The 20,540-nt window shown below is 56.0% G+C and carries 20 protein-coding genes; 16 read left to right on the plus strand and 4 right to left on the minus strand.

From position 1 onward, the window contains the following. Nucleotides 1–84 precede the first annotated feature (84 nt). Together tldD and PuT2_RS12635 are read right to left on the minus strand one after the other, a co-directional pair. Nucleotides 85–1,542, minus strand: coding sequence for a metalloprotease TldD (tldD, locus tag PuT2_RS12630; protein ID WP_093971340.1), 1,458 nt, complete (start codon nt 1,540–1,542; stop codon nt 85–87). A gap of 25 nt (nt 1,543–1,567) precedes the next feature. Then, the gene (locus tag PuT2_RS12635) at nt 1,568–2,383 is read right to left on the minus strand and encodes a carbon-nitrogen hydrolase family protein (protein WP_093971341.1); all 816 of its coding nucleotides are present in this window, start codon (nt 2,381–2,383) and stop codon (nt 1,568–1,570) included. 239 nt (nt 2,384–2,622) lie between these two features. Between PuT2_RS12635 and PuT2_RS12640 the strand changes: the two genes are divergently transcribed. Then, entirely contained in the window at nt 2,623–2,973 is a 351-nt protein-coding gene (locus PuT2_RS12640; protein ID WP_093971342.1) for an H-NS family nucleoid-associated regulatory protein, read from the plus strand. A 35-nt stretch (nt 2,974–3,008) separates the two neighbouring features. On the opposite strand, the gene PuT2_RS12645 is transcribed toward PuT2_RS12640, so the two are convergent. Then, the gene (locus PuT2_RS12645) at nt 3,009–3,644 is read right to left on the minus strand and encodes a DUF4136 domain-containing protein (RefSeq protein WP_093971343.1); all 636 of its coding nucleotides are present in this window, start codon (nt 3,642–3,644) and stop codon (nt 3,009–3,011) included. A gap of 116 nt (nt 3,645–3,760) precedes the next feature. Here PuT2_RS12645 and pepN point away from each other — a divergent pair, with 116 nt between their 5' ends. Beyond that, a complete protein-coding gene (pepN, locus tag PuT2_RS12650; RefSeq protein ID WP_093971344.1) occupies nt 3,761–6,463 on the plus strand; it encodes an aminopeptidase N in 2,703 nt (900 codons plus the stop codon). Between the two features lie 58 nt (nt 6,464–6,521). Beyond that, on the plus strand, nt 6,522–7,532 hold the full coding sequence (locus PuT2_RS12655; RefSeq protein WP_093971345.1) for a class 1 fructose-bisphosphatase: 1,011 nt from the start codon (nt 6,522–6,524) through the stop codon (nt 7,530–7,532). Here the strand turns inward: PuT2_RS12655 and PuT2_RS12660 are convergent. Next, nucleotides 7,529–9,019: a helicase HerA-like C-terminal domain-containing protein gene (locus tag PuT2_RS12660; protein WP_093971346.1), complete on the minus strand. Its 1,491-nt coding sequence runs from the start codon at nt 9,017–9,019 to the stop codon at nt 7,529–7,531. The two genes, PuT2_RS12655 and PuT2_RS12660, sit on opposite strands and share 4 nt — an antisense overlap. A 73-nt stretch (nt 9,020–9,092) precedes the next feature. Between PuT2_RS12660 and PuT2_RS12665 the strand changes: the two genes are divergently transcribed. The 13 genes from PuT2_RS12665 to PuT2_RS12725 all read left to right on the plus strand — a co-directional run bounded on the left by PuT2_RS12665 (nt 9,093) and on the right by PuT2_RS12725 (nt 20,496). Then, nucleotides 9,093–9,824 (plus strand): YebC/PmpR family DNA-binding transcriptional regulator, encoded by a 732-nt coding sequence (locus tag PuT2_RS12665; protein ID WP_093971347.1) that lies wholly within the window; start codon nt 9,093–9,095, stop codon nt 9,822–9,824. A 20-nt stretch (nt 9,825–9,844) separates the two neighbouring features. Then, a complete protein-coding gene (gene purD, locus PuT2_RS12670) occupies nt 9,845–11,134 on the plus strand; it encodes a phosphoribosylamine--glycine ligase (protein WP_093971348.1) in 1,290 nt (429 codons plus the stop codon). Nucleotides 11,135–11,194: 60 nt separating this feature from the next. Continuing rightward, nucleotides 11,195–12,103 carry an oxygen-dependent coproporphyrinogen oxidase gene (hemF, locus tag PuT2_RS12675; protein ID WP_093971349.1) on the plus strand — a complete coding sequence of 303 codons (909 nt, stop codon included), beginning with the start codon at nt 11,195–11,197 and terminating at the stop codon, nt 12,101–12,103. Continuing rightward, the gene (gene nadD, locus PuT2_RS12680) at nt 12,094–12,690 is read left to right on the plus strand and encodes a nicotinate (nicotinamide) nucleotide adenylyltransferase (RefSeq protein WP_093971350.1); all 597 of its coding nucleotides are present in this window, start codon (nt 12,094–12,096) and stop codon (nt 12,688–12,690) included. Before hemF ends, nadD begins: the two co-directional genes overlap by 10 nt. 36 nt (nt 12,691–12,726) lie before the next feature. Continuing rightward, complete coding sequence (gene rsfS, locus PuT2_RS12685; RefSeq protein WP_093971351.1) at nt 12,727–13,137, plus strand: ribosome silencing factor; 411 nt, start codon at nt 12,727–12,729, stop codon at nt 13,135–13,137. Between the two features lie 123 nt (nt 13,138–13,260). Beyond that, a complete protein-coding gene (locus PuT2_RS12690) occupies nt 13,261–14,931 on the plus strand; it encodes an FAD-dependent oxidoreductase (RefSeq protein WP_093971352.1) in 1,671 nt (556 codons plus the stop codon). Beyond that, nucleotides 14,928–15,257, plus strand: a complete 330-nt coding sequence (locus PuT2_RS12695) for a 4Fe-4S binding protein (protein ID WP_093971353.1) — start codon at nt 14,928–14,930, stop codon at nt 15,255–15,257. Before PuT2_RS12690 ends, PuT2_RS12695 begins: the two co-directional genes overlap by 4 nt. Nucleotide 15,258: 1 nt before the next feature. Next, entirely contained in the window at nt 15,259–16,242 is a 984-nt protein-coding gene (locus PuT2_RS12700; protein WP_093971354.1) for an ABC transporter substrate-binding protein, read from the plus strand. A 3-nt stretch (nt 16,243–16,245) separates the two neighbouring features. Then, complete coding sequence (gene ssuC / locus PuT2_RS12705; protein ID WP_093971355.1) at nt 16,246–17,049, plus strand: aliphatic sulfonate ABC transporter permease SsuC; 804 nt, start codon at nt 16,246–16,248, stop codon at nt 17,047–17,049. Further along, nucleotides 17,046–17,882, plus strand: a complete 837-nt coding sequence (locus tag PuT2_RS12710) for an ATP-binding cassette domain-containing protein (protein WP_093971356.1) — start codon at nt 17,046–17,048, stop codon at nt 17,880–17,882. The genes ssuC and PuT2_RS12710 overlap by 4 nt, the downstream gene beginning before the upstream one ends. 51 nt (nt 17,883–17,933) lie before the next feature. Beyond that, nucleotides 17,934–18,404, plus strand: a complete 471-nt coding sequence (gene rlmH / locus PuT2_RS12715; RefSeq protein WP_093971357.1) for a 23S rRNA (pseudouridine(1915)-N(3))-methyltransferase RlmH — start codon at nt 17,934–17,936, stop codon at nt 18,402–18,404. A 15-nt stretch (nt 18,405–18,419) separates the two neighbouring features. After that, nucleotides 18,420–19,853 (plus strand): pyruvate kinase, encoded by a 1,434-nt coding sequence (pyk, locus tag PuT2_RS12720; protein ID WP_093971358.1) that lies wholly within the window; start codon nt 18,420–18,422, stop codon nt 19,851–19,853. A 31-nt stretch (nt 19,854–19,884) separates the two neighbouring features. After that, nucleotides 19,885–20,496 carry a nucleoside triphosphate pyrophosphatase gene (locus PuT2_RS12725; RefSeq protein ID WP_093971359.1) on the plus strand — a complete coding sequence of 204 codons (612 nt, stop codon included), beginning with the start codon at nt 19,885–19,887 and terminating at the stop codon, nt 20,494–20,496. Nucleotides 20,497–20,540 lie beyond the last annotated feature (44 nt).

Genomic DNA, 20,540 nt, shown 5'->3' on the forward strand with positions numbered 1-20,540 from the left:
CCGATTATTTAACGCCAGACCTGAATGATTCGGGCCGGATGCAAACGCCTTACCTGCTTAACAGACGCACCGCTGGTTTAACCCCTACGCCGTACCTCCAACCGTAAGGCCATCGATACGAATTGTGGGCATGCCGACGCCAACCGGCACGCTTTGGCCTTCTTTGCCGCAGGTACCTACACCAGAATCAAGTTGCATATCGTCGCCCACCAGACCCACCCGATTCATGGCATCGGGGCCATTACCAATAAGCGTCGCCCCCTTGACCGGGCGGGTGACCCGGCCGTTTTCGATAAGGTAGGCTTCGGATGCCGAGAACACGAACTTGCCGCTGGTGATGTCGACCTGCCCACCGCCAAAATTGACGGCGTAGAGACCTTTTTTTACCGAGGCGATAATTTCTTGCGCCGGGGTTTTGCCCCCCAACATGTAGGTGTTGGTCATGCGCGGCATGGGCAAGTGCGCGAATGACTCGCGGCGCCCGTTACCCGTCACGGCTGCCTTCATAAGACGCGCATTCATGGTGTCTTGCATATAGCCTTTTAAAATACCGTCTTCGATCAGCACATTACGCTGCGTCGGGTTACCCTCGTCGTCGATATTCAGTGAACCGCGCCGATCGGCCAGCGTGCCGTCGTCGACCACGGTAACGCCCTTTGCGGCCACACGCTCGCCCACTCGGCCCGAAAAAATACTGGAGCCTTTGCGGTTGAAATCGCCCTCAAGCCCGTGACCAACGGCTTCATGCAGCAAAATGCCTGGCCAGCCGGAGCCCAGCACAACCGTCATTTCGCCTGCAGGCGCGGCCACCGCCTCGAGGTTCGTCAGCGCTTCGTGCACTGCTCGTTGTGCATAGCTGCGCAAAATATCGTCAGTGAAGTATTCGAGCCCGGCACGACCGCCGCCGCCCGCATGCCCCATTTCGCGACGCCCATTACGCTCGGCGATAACTGTAAGGGACAGCCTCACAAGCGGACGCACATCGGCGGCCAGACGACCATCGCTACCTGCCACCATGATGACATCGTACTCGGCGCCCAACCCGGCCATAACCTGGATGATGGCCGGATCGACGGCACGGGCCATGGCTTCGACACGCTCGAGCAAGGCGACTTTTTCGGGAGCCGATAACGTAGTAACCGGGTCGACGAAGGGATAGAGGGTATGGTCGAAATCTTTGGGGCCGGCCACAATTTTTTGCTTGCCTGAACCCTTGGCACCTATAGAGCGCACCGCGCGCGCAGAAGACAGCAGCGCGTCGGCCGAAAGCGTATCTGAATACGCGAAAGCCGTTTTCTCGCCACTGATGGCACGCACGCCGACCCCTTGACCAATAGAATAACTACCGGTCTTTACGATCCCTTCCTCCAGGCTCCAACCCTCGCTTCGCGTGTACTGAAAATACAAATCGGCGTAGTCGACCTTACGGGTAAAGATTTCACCCAGCGCCCGCGCCATGTCGGCTTCACTCAGCCCCCACGGGTCGAGCAAGAGCGACTTTGCCGTCGCCAGGGCGGTAATACCGGGTTCAGAGATTTTCATAAATGGACAACTACCTTAATAAGATTCAGAGTACACGGTGCTGCAAGGCCGGCAAGGCGCTGCGGACGTCGGCCATGCGTTGCATGTCGAGTACGCCAGCAGCGATGCCAGGCCCTTCAGCCACACAATCGATCACATCGCCCCACGGGTCGACCAGCATAGAATGACCCCAGGTACGGCGACCGTTCTGGTGCTTGCCCCCTTGGGCTGCGGCCAGCACATAGCACTGGTTTTCGATGGCACGCGCCTTAAGCAAGGTTTCCCAGTGCGCGGAGCCGGTGGTATAGGTAAACGCTGCTGGCACCACAATGAGAGACACATTGCCAAATGCCCGGTATAACTCGGGAAAGCGTAAATCGTAGCAGATCGACAGGCCGACTTTGCCTGCCGGCGTTTCGAAACTTTGCGGCGGATTTTTGCCCGGACAAATAGACACCGACTCATCATAAGCCTCGTCCCCCTTGCGAAAACCGAACAAATGGATTTTGTCGTAGCGCGCCACGACTTCGCCTGCAGGGCTAAACACCAGCGTTGTGTTGTAGATGCGGTCGGTATCGGGGCTTTCAAGGGGCAATGTACCACCCACCAGCCACACGCCGTAGCGTTGCGCCTGTTCGGCCAGGAAGTCTTGAATCGGCCCACTACCCAGCTTTTCGCGGATGGAGACCTTATCGGTATCGTTGTGCCCCATCAAGCAAAAATACTCAGGCAAGGCCAATAAATTTGCGCCATCGTCGGCCGCCCTTTCTATGAGCTGTCTGGCTTGCAATAAATTATCGTCAACCGAGACTGACGAAACAGTTTGCAAAGCTGCCACACGAAAATCTTTACCACCAGACATAATCAAGCACCTTTAATACTTGCTCACACATTGCAAATATAAAAATAAGACCATGGAATTTTAGAAAACAATAAACTGCAAGATTATGATTTAAAACATCTTAATCTTTAATTTTTTTAACAAAAAATATGCTTCCAAAAACCATATGCCAAAAAAAAATTTGAAATTGAAATGTTTTTATTTAAAATCTAGGGGTAAAACCAAAGTAAACATTTCAAATAACACCATATAGGTCAAACATGACACGCGATTCTTACGCTGTACTACAGACAAAGATCGAAAAAGAAATCGTCAGACTGCAAAAACAGGCTGAAGCACTGAAAGCAAAACAACGCGCCCCCATTATCAAGGCCATTGTGCGCGACATGCGAGACTATCAAATTACGCCCGACGACATTGCGGCGGCATTTAACAGCAAGTCGCGTAAACCAGCAAAGCCAGTCGATACCAAACCTAAAAAAACAGTGCCACCAAAATTCAAAAACCCGGAAACCGGCGACACCTGGACAGGGCGCGGAAAACCACCTAGGTGGATTACCGACGCCGAAACAGCTGGCACGCCTCGCGACCATTTTTTAATTCAACCCTAGGCCAACACATGGCCTAGGCCGTCAGCGGCGCCAACCTACCGCGATATCTCGTATGAAATATCGCGGGTACTGCCATTATTAGCCGGAAACCCGTCAAATATGGCACGCACCAGATACGGCATGACCTGATTCAGATTATCTTCAGACGACATACTGACTGCAGTCGACCGATATACCTCGGCACCGTCACGGGTTTTGTCTTTAATGACCAACGTCAATGTGTTTTTATAAACAGTCACCGGTACATTGACAACCGGCGGCGAATAAAACACACCACCCCCAAACCCAAAGTTCCCGCCGTAATAACCGCCCCACGGGTACATTGGCGGCCCGAAATAAGGGTCGGCATACTGCTGCACCCAGGTCTGACTGACCGGATTCTGATACGTGAACGAGATCTCAAAGCGAGCAACCTGACTACCGGTCGCTTCAATTAGCCCAGTACGACCAGCCGACGCCCTGACCATATCGGCATAAGCCTGGTATTCAAGATTGTTTTGCTGGCCCGGCTGAGACTGCAGCCGATAATACTGCCCTTGTACATCGGCTGGCCACTGAGCATATGTGGTGACACGCGCAGACAAAGTGGACGCACAACCGCCCAACAACAGCACGCCTGCAAACACGGCCAGAAAGCGGGCCCAGAAGGCCCGAAATAACGTAAAACGCATGATGACACCTGCCCTGCAAGTTGTATAACGACCCAAACATTACAATACACTTTTAGCTGCGTCTGCAGCGTAAACACTGCGTTACATTGTGCGGTTCACCCAACAGGTTTACAACTATGCGTACTGACACAGCACCCACCATTCTGCGGCAAGACTACTCGCCCTACCCTTTCCGCATTCCGACGGTCGACCTGGCCTTCGACCTTGCTCCCGACTTGACGCAAGTACATAGCCGCCTGACCGTAGAGCGCATTCACCCCGAACCCGCGCCACTTGTCTTGAACGGCGAGGCGCTAAGCTTGATATCGATCCGTATTGACGGCCGCCTCCTGTCGCCCGAAGACTATCAACTGGACGACCATCAGCTCACGCTGCATCCAGACAAGCCCACATTCACCCTGGAAATTATCAGTACGTGCCGCCCCGCCGAAAACACGTCATTAATGGGCTTGTACCAGTCAGGGCACAGCCTGTTCACCCAGTGCGAGGCCGAAGGTTTCCGACGAATCACTTGGTTTGCAGACCGACCCGACGTGATGTCACGCTACACCGTCACCCTGCGGGCCGACAAAACACAGTTTCCTCACTTGCTTTCCAACGGCAATTTACTGCAAGAACAACCGCTATCCGACGGGCGTCACGAGGCGACCTGGGAAGACCCACACCCCAAACCAAGCTACCTGTTTGCCCTGGTGGCCGGTGACTTCGACTGCCGCGAAAAAACCATCACCACCCGTAGCGGCCGTCAGGCACTACTTCAGGTCTACTGCGACAAGGGCGACTACCCCCGAACCGCATGGGCGCTCGACTGCCTCGAACGTTCGGTACTCTGGGACGAAAGCCGCTTCAACCTTGAACTTGACCTGGACCGTTTCATGATCGTCGCTGCACGCGACTTCAACATGGGAGCCATGGAAAACAAAGGGCTAAATATTTTCAATTCGGCTTATGTCCTGGCCGACGCCCAAACGGCCACCGACGCCAGCTTCGAAGCCATAGAAAGCGTCATTGGACACGAGTACTTTCATAACTGGACAGGCAACCGGATCACCTGCCGTGACTGGTTCCAACTCTCGTTAAAAGAAGGGCTGACGGTATTTCGCGACCAAGAGTTCTCGGCAGACATGATGGCGCGCGGGTTACCCGACAACGCAGCCCTGAGTGCCAGAACCGTCAAACGTATCGACGACGTCACGGCCTTGCGTACCGCGCAGTTCCCTGAAGACGCCGGCCCGATGGCGCACCCGGTTCGCCCCGACAGCTACCAAGAAATCGGCAATTTTTACACTGCCACCGTCTACGAAAAAGGCGCTGAAGTCATCCGGATGCAGCACACACTGTTGGGCGAGTCCGGCTTTCAGGCGGGGATGACCGAGTACTTCCGTCGCCATGACGGGCAAGCAGTCACCTGCGACGATTTTGTCAATGCCATGGATAGCGTCTACCGTCAGTTAGCGCCCGGCAAAGACCTGACGACCTTTCGACGCTGGTACTCACAAGCAGGAACCCCTCGCGTAAGCGTCGACCTTAAATACGATGCCCAGGCCGCACAATGCGTGCTGACCCTGAGCCAACGATGCGACCCCGTCGGCGTCGAAAAACTACAAAACCCCGCAGTGGCAAAACCACCGCTGCATATCCCATTTGCATTAGGCCTGCTGAGTGCCGACGGCAGCCCCGTTTTGCTCGAAACCGACGGTCTGAAGGGCGAAACACTCGTTCTTGACCTCACCCAAACCACACAAACCTGGGTATTCAAGAATATCGCTCAACGGCCGGTTCCGTCGCTACTGCGCAACTTCTCGGCTCCCGTCATCGTTGAATACAACTACACCGATGAAGAGCTGGCCTTGCTGGCCAGAAAAGACCCCGAGCCGTTCTCGCGCTGGGAAGCCGGGCAAAGCCTAGCCACCCGCTGCTTGCTTGCCATGGCCAGCAAGCAAGGCCAAAGCAACACGACCAAAGCCGCCACCGACCTGCTGGCCGCTACCTGGGCCGACATCGCAAACGATGCATCGCTCAGCCCGGCTTACAAAGCACGCGTCTTTTCGCTGCCCTCAGAACGCGTTCTGCTAGAAAAAATATCGCCTATCGACCCACCCGCGCTGGCGCAGGCCCGACGGGCGCTACGCCAATACTTGGGCGAGACGCTGCAGGACACCTGGCAAACGCTGTACGACAACATGTGCGCTGCTTTGGATGGGCAAGACTACCGTCCCGACGCCGCATCGGCGGGCGCCCGGGCACTGAAAAACAGTGCCTTGACCTACTTGGTCGCGGCGACGGTAACGGGCGCGCTAGCGCGTGCCGAGCGCCAATATTACGACGCCGACAACATGACCGACCGCATGGGGGGGCTGACGCCATTGGTCAATCACGCCCCCGACGACGTCAAGGCCCGCGTACTGGCCCACTTCTACGATCAATGGCAAGCCAATCCGCTCGTCATAGATCGCTGGTTCGCGCTGCAAGCAACCGCCTCAAGCACGACAGTTACCGATATCCAGGCCCTGATGGCCCACCCGGCGTTTACATTACGCAACCCGAATCGCGCCCGGTCACTTGTATTCCAGTTTTGCCTGAACAACATTCAGGGCGTTTACTGCGAAGCGGGCTATGCTTTCTGGGCTGAACAGGTCATTGCACTGGACCAGATCAACCCTGAAATCGCCGCAAGGCTGGCGCGTGCCTTCGATCACTGGGCACGACTTGTTCCCAAAGAGCGCCAAGCCATCAAGCTTCAGCTCGAAAAGATAATGCAAAGGCCCTCGCTGTCGCGCAACGTTTACGAAATTATCTCGAAGGCGCTAACCCTTTAACTCGCCGCACAACCCTGGCATTGCATAACAAACACTCTCAATCACACAGGAGCACGCTGTGAAACGCAAAACCCTGACCCAGTACCTGGTCGAACAACAACGCCTTAAAGGCGCCGTATCCGCAGAGGTTCGCCTCCTGATCGAAACGGTTGCCCGCGCTTGCAAAGCCATTAGCCATGCTGTTGGTAAAGGCGCATTGGGTGGTGTCCTTGGCAGCCTTGAAAGCGAAAACGTCCAAGGCGAAGTCCAAAAGAAACTCGATGTCATGTCGAACGAAATTCTGCTCGAAGCCAACGAATGGGGCGGCCATTTGGCCGCCATGGCCTCGGAAGAGATGGAGACCATCCACCGAATTCCGCACCGTTACCCCAAAGGCGAATACCTCCTGTTGTTCGATCCCCTCGACGGTTCGTCAAACATCGACGTCAACGTATCTATCGGGACAATTTTCTCGGTGCTGCAGGCGCCCGCCGATGCGGCCGGCCGCGACATTGAAGAAAAAGACTTCTTGCAGCCAGGCAGCCGCCAGGTAGCTGCTGGTTACGCCGTATATGGCCCACAAAGCATGCTGGTGCTTACGGTGGGTACCGGCGTCGTAGGCTTCACGCTCGACCGTGAAATGGGGTCGTGGGTGCTGACATCAGAAAGCATGCGCATCCCTGAAGACACCGCCGAATTCGCAATCAATATGTCGAACATGCGCCACTGGGAACCGCCGGTCAAACGTTACATCGACGACTGCCTTGCCGGTAAAACCGGCCCCTTGGGCAAAGACTACAACATGCGCTGGATCGCCTCGATGGTGGCCGATGTTCACCGCATCATGACGCGCGGCGGCATTTTTATGTACCCGCGAGACGCACGCGCATCAGGCAAAAAAGGCAAGCTTCGCCTGATGTACGAAGCCAACCCCATGAGCTTTCTGGTCGAACAAGCCGGTGGCGCTGCAATTGACGGTGACCAGCGCATTCTTGACGCCATCCCCGACGGGCTACACCAGCGCATCGGTGTCATTTTGGGCTCTAAAAACGAAGTCGAGCGCGTGCAGCGTTATCACCTGGAAGACTAACGACGTCCGGTCAGCGAGCCCAGCACGCCGCGCAGCAACTGCGTGGCGGCTCGCCTGACCATGCTTTTGGCCACCGACTGCACCACGCCATCTCGACGGCCACCACGCGGGCCGGTGCTGCCAAACAAAAAGTCGCTGACCGCACCAACAACACCGCTGTCTTGCCCGCCTGCGCCATTTTTTTCAGCGACAGCATCGGCGACGCCCTGATTAGTGCGTTCAAGCAGTACTTCGTAGGCCGACTCACGATCGACGGCCTTGTCATACTTGCCCCCTAGCAATGATGCCGCCTGAATAGCTGCGCGCTCGGCGTCAGTGGCCGGACCAATGCGACTTCCGGGCGCGACCATCCAGACACGTTCAGTCACGGTGGGGCGGCCTTTCTCGTCGAGCACCGACACCAGCGCCTCGCCCACCCCCAACTCAGTAATGGCCGCCTCGATATCGAGCGCAGGGTTCGTCCGCATAGTTTGTGCCGCCGACCGAACCGCCTTCTGGTCGCGCGGTGTAAATGCGCGCAAAGCATGTTGCACTCGATTACCCAGCTGTCCCAATATGGTTTCTGGAATATCCAGCGGGTTCTGCGTCACAAAATAGACCCCCACGGCCTTTGAGCGCACCAAGCGTGCAACCTGTTCGATTTTCTCGACAAGCGCACGGGGCGCATCGGAAAACAACAAATGGGCCTCATCAAAGAAAAACACAAATTTGGGTTTCTCAAGGTCGCCGACTTCGGGCAAGGTTTCGTAAAGCTCGGCCAGCATCCATAGCAAGAACACGCCGTACAGTCGCGGCGATTGCATCAGGCGATCGGCCGCCAGAATATTGACAACGCCTTGGCCCTTTTCGTTAACGCGGATCAGATCGTGTATATCGAGCATAGGCTCGCCAAAGAACCGCTCGGCGCCCTGAGACTCGAGTCGCAACAGGCTGCGCTGAATTGCACCGACAGAAGCTGCAGACACATTACCGTAGCGGGTACGGATTTCGGCCGCTCGGTCGGCGACGTTCTGCAGCATAGCGCGCAAGTCTTTCAAGTCGAGCAGTAACTGCCCTTCGTCATCAGCCACCTTGAACACCAGATTCAGGATGCCTTCTTGGGTATCGTTAAGTTCGAGCATGCGGGCCAGCAAAAGCGGCCCCATATCAGATACCGTGGCGCGAACCGGATGCCCTTTTTCACCGAAGACATCCCAAAACGTAACCGGGCAACCACCCCACACCGGTTCAGGCAAACCCAAGCGGCTCAAGCGCTCTTGAAGTTTGGGGTTAGATTGTGCCGCCTGCGAAATACCACTGAGATCGCCTTTGACATCGGCCAGGAATACCGGCACCCCAGCTTGCGAAAAAGCCTGCGCCATGACCTGCAACGTAACGGTTTTACCGGTACCGGTAGCCCCCGTAATGCAGCCGTGACGGTTGGCCAATGCGGGTAGCAACCGCACCTCGGTTGCGGCATTTTTGCCCAGAACTATAGGATCAGCCATGAGGGTTACCTTGAGAGTTGTTTGAACGCGTTAAAATCATAATCTTTATTCAGACGAACCACAGATCACGCATATGGCCGGACACAGTAAATGGGCAAATATTCAGCACCGTAAAGGGCGTCAAGACGCCAAACGGGGCAAAATCTGGACAAAAATCATCCGCGAGATCACCGTTGCGGCGCGCGCCGGCGGCCCCGACCCCGACGCCAACCCGCGTTTGCGTTTGGCCTGGGACAAAGCCACAGCGGCCAACATGCCCAAAGACAATATCGTGCGGGCCATTACCCGGGGCACAGGCGGCGGAGACGACTCCAACTACGAGGAAATCCGCTACGAAGGCTACGGGGTTGGCGGCGCGGCTGTCATCATCGACTGCATGACCGACAACCGCATGCGTACTGTCGCCGAAGTGCGTCACGCCTTATCGAAAAATGGCGGCAATTTGGGCGTCGAAGGCTCTGTGGCTTTCCAGTTCAAGCACTGCGGGCAATTTTTATTCGCCCCCGGCACCTCCGAAGAAAAAGTCATGGAGGCCGCGCTTGAAGCGGGCGCCGAGGACATCGAAACCGATGACGACGGCATGATCGAAGTCACCTGCGAACCTGCCGTCTACGCGGCCGTCAAAACGGCCTTCACCGATGCCGGCCTGTCCCCAGAACTCGAAGAAATCGTCATGAAGCCCCTGAACGAGACCGAACTGACAGGGGATGACGCCGAGAAAATGCAAAAAATGATCGACATGCTCGAGGGTCTGGACGATGTTCAACAGGTCTACACCACAGCCGTCTTCAACGAAACTGATTAACTTCCGGTCAAATTAAAACTATGAAACTTCTAGTCATTGGCGGTGGTGGCCGCGAACACGCCATCGCCTGGCGCTTGGCACAGTCCGAACGCGTAGAAAAGGTATTTGTCGCGCCGGGTAATGGCGGCACGGCTACCACCGAGCTGCTCGAAAACATTGCCCTGACCGACCACAGCGCCCTGGTGGACTTTGCCAAACGCGAAGCCATTGCCTATACAGTGGTCGGGCCCGAAGCACCGCTGGCGGCGGGTATTGTCGACGCGTTCCGCGCTGCCGGTCTGAAAATTTTCGGGCCGACGCGCCAAGCAGCACAACTCGAAAGCTCAAAAGATTACGCCAAAGCCTTCATGATGCGTCATCACATCCCGACGGCTGCCTATCAAACATTTACTGATCCGGCCAAAGCCAAAGCCTACATCGAAGCGCAAGGTGCGCCCATCGTTGTCAAGGCCGACGGCCTGGCTGCCGGCAAAGGCGTTGTTGTTGCCGAAACCGTGCAAGAAGCGCTGGATGCCATAGACAACATGTTGGGTGGCGGCACCCTGGGCGAGGCCGGTGCACGCGTCGTCATTGAAGAGTGCCTGGTGGGCGAAGAAGCCAGCTTTATGGTGATGTGCGACGACCAGCAAGTGTTGGCCATGGCTACCAGCCAAGATCACAAGCGCTTGCTCGATAACGATCAGGGCCCCAACACCGGCGGCATGGGTGCGTATTCTCCTGCGCCTATCGTCACGCCGGCGTTGCATAACCGGATCATGCGTGAAGTCATTCAGCCTACCCTGCAGGGCATGGCTAAAGACGGCATTCCCTACACCGGCTTTTTATATGCCGGCCTCATGATCGGCGACGGGCCTGATGCGACACGTCCCATCAAGGTGCTCGAATACAACTGCCGCATGGGCGACCCCGAAACCCAGCCCATCATGATGCGCATCAAAAGCGATCTGGCCACCGTGTTCGAACATGCCGTCAATGGCAGCCTTGAAGAAGCCGTCATCGAGTGGGACCGCCGCACCGCGTTGGGCGTTGTTGTCGCTGCGCACAACTACCCTGCGACACCGCGCACGGGCGACGTCATCAGCAACCTGCCGCAAAATACCGATACCTGTCGCGTATTCCATGCCGGCACCGCGCTCGACAACGGCACGCTTAAAACCACCGGTGGGCGCGTGCTGTGCGTCACCGCGCTGGGCGAATCGGTAAAACGCGCCCAAGAGGCCGCTTATCAGGCCGTACACCACGTGCAATTCGACGGGCGGCAATACCGTTCCGACATCGGTTGGCGCGCCCTGCCCCGCGAAGCCGAATAACCGGCTGCAGCCCGCTGCATTCAATGCGGCGGGCAAACCTTATCATCAAGGTCAATTTTTATGGTCGTTCCTGTTTCTACCGCCTACGATTACTTCATCGACTTGCAATCGCGTATTGTCGCCGCCCTCGAGGCGGCAGATGGTACGCCGTTTCAATCCGACAGCTGGACCCGTGAGGAAGGCGGCGGCGGTTTGTCACGACTCCTGGAAGGCGGCCCCTTGCTCGAGCGTGCGGGCGTCTTGTTCAGCCACGTTCAAGGTAAAACACTCCCTCCCTCGGCTAGCGCACACCGGCCCGAACTAGCCGGGCGTGCCTGGGAAGCCATGGGCGTTTCTATGGTTTTGCATCCCCGCAACCCGTATATTCCGACCACTCACATGAATGTGCGGATGTTTGTGGCGCGGGCCCCTGAAAACAGTCAAGGCGATGACGTCTTCTGGTTTGGCGGCGGGCTCGATCTGACGCCCTACTACCCTTTCGAAGAAGACGCCCGGCATTTTCACCAGGTGTGTGCCGACGCCCTCAAACCTTTCGGTGACGACAAATACCCTGCCTACAAAACGTGGTGCGACCAGTATTTTTATTTAAAGCATCGCAATGAAACCCGCGGGGTGGGCGGCATTTTCTTCGACGACCTGAACGAAGCCGGTTTCGACCAGAGCTTTGCACTGGTGCAATCGGTAGGCAACTGCTTTCTTGATGCCTACATGCCAATTGTCGAAAAACGCAGACACCTGGAATACGGCGAGCGCGAACGTGATTTTCAGGCCTACCGTCGAGGCCGATATGTAGAATTCAACCTGGTATTCGACCGCGGCACCTTGTTTGGTTTACAGTCGGGGGGTAGAACTGAATCCATTTTGTTGTCGATGCCGCCGTTGGCAACCTGGCGCTACAACTGGGCGCCCGAGCCCGGAACACCCGAGGCTGCATTGGCGCCCTACCTTAAACCACGCGAATGGCTCTAAAAAAAATTGGACTTCTCGGTGGCAGCTTCGACCCGGTACACAGGGCGCACATTGCCCTGGCCGCGACCGCCCGCGACAGCCTTCTGCTGGATGAAGTCCAGTTAATCCCTGCGGCAGACCCGTGGCAACGGGCACCGCTTAAAGCGACGGCCCGTCAACGTTGCGACATGCTCGAGCTGGCCATACGAGCGCAGCCCAAACTTGTCGTCAACCCCATAGAAATCGAGCGCGGAGGGAAAACCTATACCATCGACACGCTCGAAAGCCTGCCTCGCGATGCCCAGTATTTTTGGGTGCTGGGCACCGACCAACTGGCCAATTTTTGCTCTTGGCACCGGTGGGAAGATATCCTGATCTATGTACACCTGGTGGTGGCAAATCGACCAGGCACGGCCCTCGAGGCGCCCGCTCCGTTGCAGTACCTCCTCGACGCCCTGAAGAAGCCGATTATCGAACTGACCTTCGAGCCCATGTCTGTTTCAGCAACAGCCATCCGCAACGCCATAGTTTCTGAAACGGCTATTGATGCATTTGTAGACCCCGCCGTTGAACAATATATAAAACAACACCGCCTCTATCAATCGTGACGATACCGCTATCGTCAACCCTCATATCTACTGCACATGAATCTACAAAAATTACAACGCCTCGTCATCGATGCCCTGGAAGACGTCAAGGCACAAGACATCAAAGTCTTCAACACCACCGACATCACCAGCATGTTTGACCGCGTCATCATCGCCAGCGGCACATCTAACCGGCAAACCCGCGCACTTGCAAACAGCGTCGCTGACGCTGCACGTGCGCAAAAAATTCCTATCGTTGCTTTCGAAGGTCAGGAGACCGGCGAATGGGTGCTGCTCGACCTGGGCGATATCGTTATCCACTGCATGCAGCCCGAGATCCGGCGCTATTACAACCTCGAAGAAGTGTGGGGCGGCAAACCGGTCAAAGTCAAACTGTTGGCGCAATCGATGGGGCATTCTGACTACCCCACCGATAATGACCAATCATTTGATGAAGACGAAGAATAATTAGAGCGCGCACATAAGCATATTGGCCCGCTCCTTATAACGTTAAAGATAATTCTTCGTTCTCGATCTGGAGTCTCCTTCCTAGAATGATCAGGCAATCAAGCATGATTATCAGGAGGCTCCATGAACGCACCTCACGCCAGAAAGCTGACGCCTTTTACCGGTGGCGTACAGCGCACTTATGACACCAACGTACTGATCATTGGCGGGGGCCCCGCAGGTACCTGGGCCGCTATCAGCGCCGCAACAAAAGGTTGCAGTGTCATCCTCGTCGACAAAGGATTCTGCGGCACATCCGGCGCCACAGCACCATCAGGTACGGGTGTGTGGTATGTAAAGCCCGACACAACGCTGCGTGAACAGGCCAAAGCCAGCCGATACGAAATGGGCGGCAAACTGGCCGAGTATGAGTGGATGGACCGAGTTCTTGAACAGACTTGGCTGAACATTCACCAGTTGGCCGATTGGGGCTATCCCTTTCCCGTCGACGAACTCGGAGAGTCTCAACGGACATCGCTTCAAGGCCCCGAATACATGCGCCTGATGCGTAAACAGGCCAAGGCCCACGGGGTCCGGATTCTCGACCATCATCCCGCACTCGAGCTGCTGATACACGCGGATGGTTCAGTTGGCGGCGCAACTGGGATCAACCGTATGAACGGTGATACCTGGAGCATCCGTTCCCAATCGGTTGTCATCGCAACCGGAGGGTGCGCATTTCTGAGCCGGGCGCTGGGCTGCAATGTCCTAACCGGTGATGGGCTGTTGATGGCGGCCGAAGCCGGCGCCGAGTTGTCGGGCATGGAGTTTTCGAACGCTTACGGGCTGGGACCTGCATTCTCATCCGTCACCAAGTCCCTGTTCTATAACTGGGCTAACTTCTACAACGAAGATGGCACCCTAATTGAAGGTGCGGGCTCAGCGCGCGGGCGCGGCAAGATCGCCCAAACGCTTCAAACTCAGCCGGTCTTCGCTCGCCTGGACCGGGCAGATGCGCAGATTCGCACCTGGATGCGTACGGCCCAACCGAATTTCTTTGTCTCCTTTGATCGGCGCGGAATCAATCCATTCACAGATTTTTTCCCTGTCTCGCTGCGCCTGGAGGGCACAGTTCGCGGCACCGGCGGCCTGAACATTCTGTCAAAGGAGTGTGCCACTAACGTCGCAGGGCTCTACGCTGCCGGTGACGCTGCAACGCGTGAGTTGATCTGCGGAGGCTTTACCGGAGGTGGTAGTCATAATGCGGCGTGGGCGTTGTCATCCGGTTTCTGGGCTGGCGCGGGAGCGGCCGACTTCAGCAAGCAGTCACCTCAAACCGGCAAGGAATCGTTATGGCGCGCCGGTCACGCTGGCCTGCCACACAATAATCACCACGTCTGGTCAGCACAAGACGTCATCAAACGGACGCAGGACGAAGTGTTCCCTTATGCGCGGAACTGGGCGCGTGAAGGTAGCGAACTGAGCGAATCACTCACACGACTTGATGCACTCTGGGCGCAGATTTCAAATGGAAGCCCGCAGGGCAGCGCATCCGACCTGGTTAAAGCCCGCGAGGCCGCAGCCATGTTGGCCACGGCGCGATGGATGTATCAAAGCGCACTGTCACGCCAGGAAACCCGAGGCATGCACCGACGCAGGGACTACGTCCGACTTGACCCGCTGCAACGTCATCGGGTTATTTGCGGCGGGCTACATCAGCTTTGGGTCGACCGAAAACAGGTTGTCGATCGTCATGTCGACCCGGCCGCAACGCCAACCCACATTCAACCCCCTGCTGAACTGGAGACAACATGATTGAAATCGTCAGCGCAGAACGTTGCACCGCTTGCAATATTTGCGTTCAGGTCTGCCCCACCAACGTCTTTGAGATTGTTAAGGACGAAGCCCCGCGTATCGCGCGACAAAACGACTGCCAAACATGCTTCATGTGCGAACTGTATTGTCCTGAAGACGCCTTGTACGTCGCACCTGTCGCCGATGAGCCCGTCCATGTCAACGCGCAGGACGAAAAGCTCAAGTCGCTAATGGGCAGCTACAAAAAGTCCATTGGCTGGAGCAAAGGGCAAACATCCACGGCGGCACGCGACCACAGCTTTGAATTACTACTACGAGCACATTGACATGACCAAAATAGATAACCAACTAAGAAGCCGACGAACATTCCTTCAGATGGCACTGGCGGCAGGCGCCAGCTTGGCGGTTCCAGGACTCAGCATTGGCCAAGCAAAAGAAACTACTTTGCGAATCGGATATATCGGCCCATCACCCGAGTTGGTAAACGTGAGCGGCTGGGCACTGACCAAAGGGCACTTGGTACGTGAAATAGAACCTTTGGGCTACCGTTCAGTCACCACACACACATTTGCCAACGGCCCCGATCTGAATGAAGCTTTCCTGGCAGGATCAGTGGACGTCGGCATTTATGGCGACACCCCTTCCCTGGTTGCGCGCTCGCGGGGGCTCAAGAACAAGCTAATCGGCTTTGATCAGATCGGAATGGACGTCTGGTTACTCACTCCGCAAGGCGGCGTCACGAGTATCAAGGCGCTCGAAGGACAAGTGGTCGCTGTCGCGCTGGGGTCCTACATGCACCGATATGTCATTGGTCTGCTCAAGGGCGCAGGCATTCTCAAGTCGACAAAGATCGTTTATATGCTGCCCCGTGATGGCGGGCCTGCGCTTGAGAAAAAAGCCGTAGCGGCGTTTGCTGCGCCTATCGGCATGGGTCCGTTACTCGCTGCACGAGGCTTTCCTGTACTCGATCAGGCAAGCCGGCATCCAGACTTGACCGGCTCATCATTGATCACAGCGTCGGATGAAGCACTCAACCGGGTACCAGAACTTGCTGCCGCGCTACTTCGCGCCAGACAATCTGCACTGGACGAAATTCGAAAGAACCCCGATGCGTATTATGCATTCCACGCCAAGGCGAGCGGCTTTACGGAAGAAGTAGTCCGGGCGTCGCACCCAATCTCGCAGTTTGCCTACGACGCATATCCTGCCATAGGTCTCGAGGGTGTAAAAGACGTCAATCAATTTTTACTCAACGAGAAACTGATTCGTCAGCCTGTAGACCTAAATCAATGGCGTCTGGCGGGGCTATGAATCATGACAAAGACTACACCCTTCGATCGATCGTGGCTCACCCCCATCCTGCCCTGGGTTCTACCGGTCATGTTACTGGTCCTTTGGGAAACCGCAGTAACAACAGGCCTGATCGGGACACATCTCTTGCCAGCCCCCACAGAAGTCTTAAAAGCGGGTTGGGACCTCAGTGCCTCTGGTGAGTTATGGAACCATATGCTTGTCAGCACAGGCCGCGCACTGGCGGGGTTTGCTATCGGCGCCAGCCTGGGTTTGCTAATGGGTATTTTGACGGGCGTGTCGCGCTTCAACGAACTGTTGTTTGACAGTTCAATGCAAATGATTCGCAACATACCTCACCTGGCTCTGATTCCCCTTGTCATCATCTGGTTCGGTATTGATGAAAGTGCCAAGATTTTTCTGGTAGCACTGGGAACACTATTCCCAGTCTATATCAACACCTACCATGGTATCCGTCAGGTCGATCCAAACTTGATAGAAATGTCGCGCAGTTATGGTCTATCTGGGTGGCAACTGTTCAGACACGCCATTTTGCCAGGGGCTCTGCCATCTATCCTGGTGGGTATCCGCTTTTCACTCGGCTTAATGTGGCTGACCCTGATCGTTGCAGAAACCATTTCTGCAACAGCAGGGATCGGGTACCTTGCAATGAACGCACGCGAGTTTCTACAAACCGATATCGTCGTTTTCGCCATTCTTACCTACGCTCTGCTTGGAAAAGCAGCTGACACCCTCGCGCGTGGACTGGAACATCATTGGCTGAACTGGCACCCCGCTTTCCAAACATCTTCAAGGACTTCGACATGAACACGATAGAGCACGGCTTAGGAATTGAACTGCAAGGTATCGAGAAAACCTTTAACACGCGACGCGTACTACGGGACATCACTCTTGAAATACCTGCCGGACAATTTGTTGCGATTGTCGGGCGCAGCGGATGCGGCAAAAGCACGCTGCTAAGGCTCTTGTCGGGGCTTGATGCAACGACGCACGGGACGATCAACGACGACCAAGGCAAACCCTTGGACGCCAGTCAGAGTCAAGTCCGGCTCATGTTTCAGGATTCTCGACTGCTGCCCTGGAAGTCGGTGCTCGATAATGTCCGTCTTGGACTACCCATTGAAGCCACGCAGGCGGCGCTGGACGCCCTGGATGCCGTTGGCCTGAAAGACCGAGCCAAAGACTGGCCCGCAACACTATCTGGGGGACAACGCCAACGTATCGCTCTGGCCCGAGCTTTGGTCCACAAACCACGCCTGTTGCTGCTCGACGAACCTCTCGGCGCGCTTGATGCCCTGACACGCATTGAAATGCAACAACTGATCGAAAAACTCTGGACCAGGCAGGGTTTTACTGTGGTTCTCGTCACACACGATATCAGCGAAGCCGTATCAGTGGCCGACCGGATCATTCTGATTGAAACAGGCCGCATTGGGATCGACTTGCCCGTGAATGTGGCTCGCCCCAGAGATCGACACTGCCCGGAGCTCGCGGCCATTGAACGGCTTATACTTGAACGTGTCATGCGTCCGATCGAATCCAGCACACAAGTCGGGGTTGACGCACTCAGTGCACAGGAACATGACGCCCTGCTGCCAGAGAACGATCCGCTATACTCCGGACGCCATTCCATGGCGTGAACACCCATCTGGTGCCCCATGAAAACCCCACTGCCCTTTTTGATCGACTGAATGAAACTTATTGTTACTGCAGTGGGCATACGTATGCCTCGTTGGGTTGAAGAGGCTTGGCAAGACTACGCCAAGCGTATGCCCGCAGATTGCACCCTGGTACTGCGCGAAATCAAACCCGAACCGAGAACCAGCGGGAAAACACCGCAGCAAATGATGCAAGCCGAAGCGCAACGCATCGACGCAGCGTTGCCCAGTCACGCTCGAATTATTGCGCTTGACGAACATGGCCGGGACCTGACCACGATGAAACTGGCCGACGAGCTTCAGAAGTGGCGTGCTGACGGACAGGATGTCGTGTTTTTGATTGGTGGCCCCGATGGTCTGGATAGCCAACTGAAGCAACGGTGTGATAGCCTGATACGACTGTCATCCTTGACGTTACCTCACCCGATGGTCAGGGTCGTCCTGGCCGAGCAGCTCTACCGTGCTTGGGCCATCAACACCAATCATCCTTACCATCGGGCCTAATCAGAGTGCCCGATCATGCAGAAACGCCGTACCAAAATTGTGGCCACACTAGGCCCTGCCAGCTCGTCTCCTGAAGTCATCGAAAAACTCATCCTGGCTGGCATGGACGTTGCCCGGCTTAATTTTTCGCATGGTAGCGCGCAAGATCATCGTGAACGCACCGAGCTGGTTCGGTCGTTGGCAGCCAAGCACAAACGGCGTGTCGCCATTATGGGCGACCTTCAAGGCCCAAAAATCCGTATTGCCAAATTTCGTAACCAGCAGGTCAACCTGACCGAAGGCAATACATTTACGTTATCGAATCTGCATCCCGATACCGAAGGCGATGACACCATTGTGGGCATTGACTACCCCAGCCTGGTTCGCGACTGTCGGCCAGACGACGAGTTGCTGCTCGACGACGGCCGTATTGTGCTGCGGGTCGATCGAGTCGACGAGCATGCGGTTTACACCACCATTACCCAGGGCGGCGTTTTATCTAACAATAAAGGGATTAATCGCCGTGGCGGCGGGATCTCTGCCCCAAGCCTCACAGAAAAAGACAAAGCTGACATCAAAACAATTGCTGAGCTCGAACTAGATTATGTCGCGGTATCGTTTCCCAGGTACGGACATGACATCACCATGGCACGCGAGTTGCTTGACGCTGCGGGTAGCCGAGCTTGGATCATTGCCAAAATTGAACGTGCCGAAGCCGTGGCAGACGATGCCGCCCTTGATGACCTGATTGCAGCCAGTGACGGCGTCATGGTCGCACGCGGCGATCTTGGCGTCGAGGTAGGCGACGCGCGGCTGGCCGGGATCCAGAAACGCATTATTTTGCACGCACGCACACTGAATAAACTTGTCATTACTGCAACGCAAATGATGGAATCCATGGTGTCGAGCCGGTTGCCAACACGCGCTGAAGTATCCGACGTTGCCAATGCGGTTCTTGACTATACCGATGCAGTCATGCTTTCGGCCGAATCGGCCGCTGGGCAATATCCTGTCGAGGCGGTGGCGGCGATGGCCCGAATCTGTTTGGGTGCCGAACAAGAGCCCGGTACAACCAAGTCGAAACACCGAATCGGTGAAACCTTTAACCGTTGCGACGAGACCATTGCCTTGTCGGCCATGTATGCCGCCAATCACTTTCATGGCATCAAAGCCATTGTCAGTCTGACGGAAAGCGGCCATACGCCGCTTATCATGTCGCGAATCCGGTCGGGTGTGCCCATTTACTGTTATACCTCTCACCCAGCCACCGAACGCCGTGTAGCGATGTTTCGTGGCGTCTACGCGCTCCCGTTCGATGCTAATGCCGTTGCTTGGGAAGAAATCGGCGATACTGCCGTGCGCGTACTGGTCGAACAAGGACTATTGCAAACCGGCGAGTGGGTCATTATTACAAGAGGCGACACGCCTCACGACGGCGGCACCAACAGCATGCGCATCGTTTGCGCCTGACGCATGATCTCTAATAATCTATTTACACAATATGTCGATTTATCTTGCCTCTGCCAGCCCCAGGCGCCACGAAATACTTTTACAAATGGGCGTAGCACACGACATCCTAATCGTGCCTGCACCGCCTGGCGATGACGAGCCACAACTGCCGGGCGAGTCGCCGGAAGCCTATGTGTTGCGTACGGCCCATGAAAAAGCCGATCGGGCGATTCAATGGATAACAACAGCCAAACTGCCGCAAAAGCCTGTGCTCACTGCCGATACAACAGTTTCTATTGAGGGACGGGTATTGGGTAAGCCATCGTCGCTTGACGACGCCAGACACATGCTTGAATGCCTGTCGGGTAAGACACACCAAGTGCAGACGGTTGTTACCTTGACTGCCGGTGCTCGTCGTGAGGAACGCATCAGTACCACTACGGTCACTTTCTCACCGCTGAGTTCAACCGAGATCCAAGCGTACTGCACCAGCACTGAGCCGTGGGGCAAGGCAGGCGGCTACGGCATCCAAGGCAAGGCGTCGATGTTTATCCAGCGTATCGCGGGCAGTTATAGCGGCGTGATGGGGCTACCGGTGTTCGAGACCGCGCAGCTGCTCAAGGCACACGGCTTGCTTACGGACCCTGTCGTCGTCCAGGAGTGATGACGCGAGAACCGGGCTCAATTTCCTGCTCGATTCAACGACAT

The sequence above is a fragment of the Pusillimonas sp. T2 genome (genome assembly GCF_002236805.1).
Lineage (GTDB): Bacteria > Pseudomonadota > Gammaproteobacteria > Burkholderiales > Burkholderiaceae_B > Neopusillimonas.

Excerpts from the sequence above, each read along its gene's own strand:
- tldD (WP_093971340.1), bottom strand. The coding sequence starts at position 1,542 with ATGAAAATCTCTGAACCCGGTATTACCGCCCTGGCGACGGCAAAGTCG.
- rsfS (WP_093971351.1), top strand. The coding sequence starts at position 12,727 with ATGAATCTACAAAAATTACAACGCCTCGTCATCGATGCCCTGGAAGAC.
- hemF (WP_093971349.1), top strand. The coding sequence starts at position 11,195 with ATGGTCGTTCCTGTTTCTACCGCCTACGATTACTTCATCGACTTGCAA.
- rlmH (WP_093971357.1), top strand. The coding sequence starts at position 17,934 with ATGAAACTTATTGTTACTGCAGTGGGCATACGTATGCCTCGTTGGGTT.
- PuT2_RS12725 (WP_093971359.1), top strand. The coding sequence starts at position 19,885 with ATGTCGATTTATCTTGCCTCTGCCAGCCCCAGGCGCCACGAAATACTT.
- PuT2_RS12665 (WP_093971347.1), top strand. The coding sequence starts at position 9,093 with ATGGCCGGACACAGTAAATGGGCAAATATTCAGCACCGTAAAGGGCGT.
- pyk (WP_093971358.1), top strand. The coding sequence starts at position 18,420 with ATGCAGAAACGCCGTACCAAAATTGTGGCCACACTAGGCCCTGCCAGC.
- PuT2_RS12710 (WP_093971356.1), top strand. The coding sequence starts at position 17,046 with ATGAACACGATAGAGCACGGCTTAGGAATTGAACTGCAAGGTATCGAG.
- purD (WP_093971348.1), top strand. The coding sequence starts at position 9,845 with ATGAAACTTCTAGTCATTGGCGGTGGTGGCCGCGAACACGCCATCGCC.
- PuT2_RS12660 (WP_093971346.1), bottom strand. The coding sequence starts at position 9,019 with ATGGCTGATCCTATAGTTCTGGGCAAAAATGCCGCAACCGAGGTGCGG.
- PuT2_RS12700 (WP_093971354.1), top strand. The coding sequence starts at position 15,259 with ATGACCAAAATAGATAACCAACTAAGAAGCCGACGAACATTCCTTCAG.
- PuT2_RS12645 (WP_093971343.1), bottom strand. The coding sequence starts at position 3,644 with ATGCGTTTTACGTTATTTCGGGCCTTCTGGGCCCGCTTTCTGGCCGTG.
- PuT2_RS12640 (WP_093971342.1), top strand. The coding sequence starts at position 2,623 with ATGACACGCGATTCTTACGCTGTACTACAGACAAAGATCGAAAAAGAA.
- PuT2_RS12695 (WP_093971353.1), top strand. The coding sequence starts at position 14,928 with ATGATTGAAATCGTCAGCGCAGAACGTTGCACCGCTTGCAATATTTGC.
- PuT2_RS12635 (WP_093971341.1), bottom strand. The coding sequence starts at position 2,383 with ATGTCTGGTGGTAAAGATTTTCGTGTGGCAGCTTTGCAAACTGTTTCG.
- PuT2_RS12690 (WP_093971352.1), top strand. The coding sequence starts at position 13,261 with ATGAACGCACCTCACGCCAGAAAGCTGACGCCTTTTACCGGTGGCGTA.
- pepN (WP_093971344.1), top strand. The coding sequence starts at position 3,761 with ATGCGTACTGACACAGCACCCACCATTCTGCGGCAAGACTACTCGCCC.
- ssuC (WP_093971355.1), top strand. The coding sequence starts at position 16,246 with ATGACAAAGACTACACCCTTCGATCGATCGTGGCTCACCCCCATCCTG.
- nadD (WP_093971350.1), top strand. The coding sequence starts at position 12,094 with ATGGCTCTAAAAAAAATTGGACTTCTCGGTGGCAGCTTCGACCCGGTA.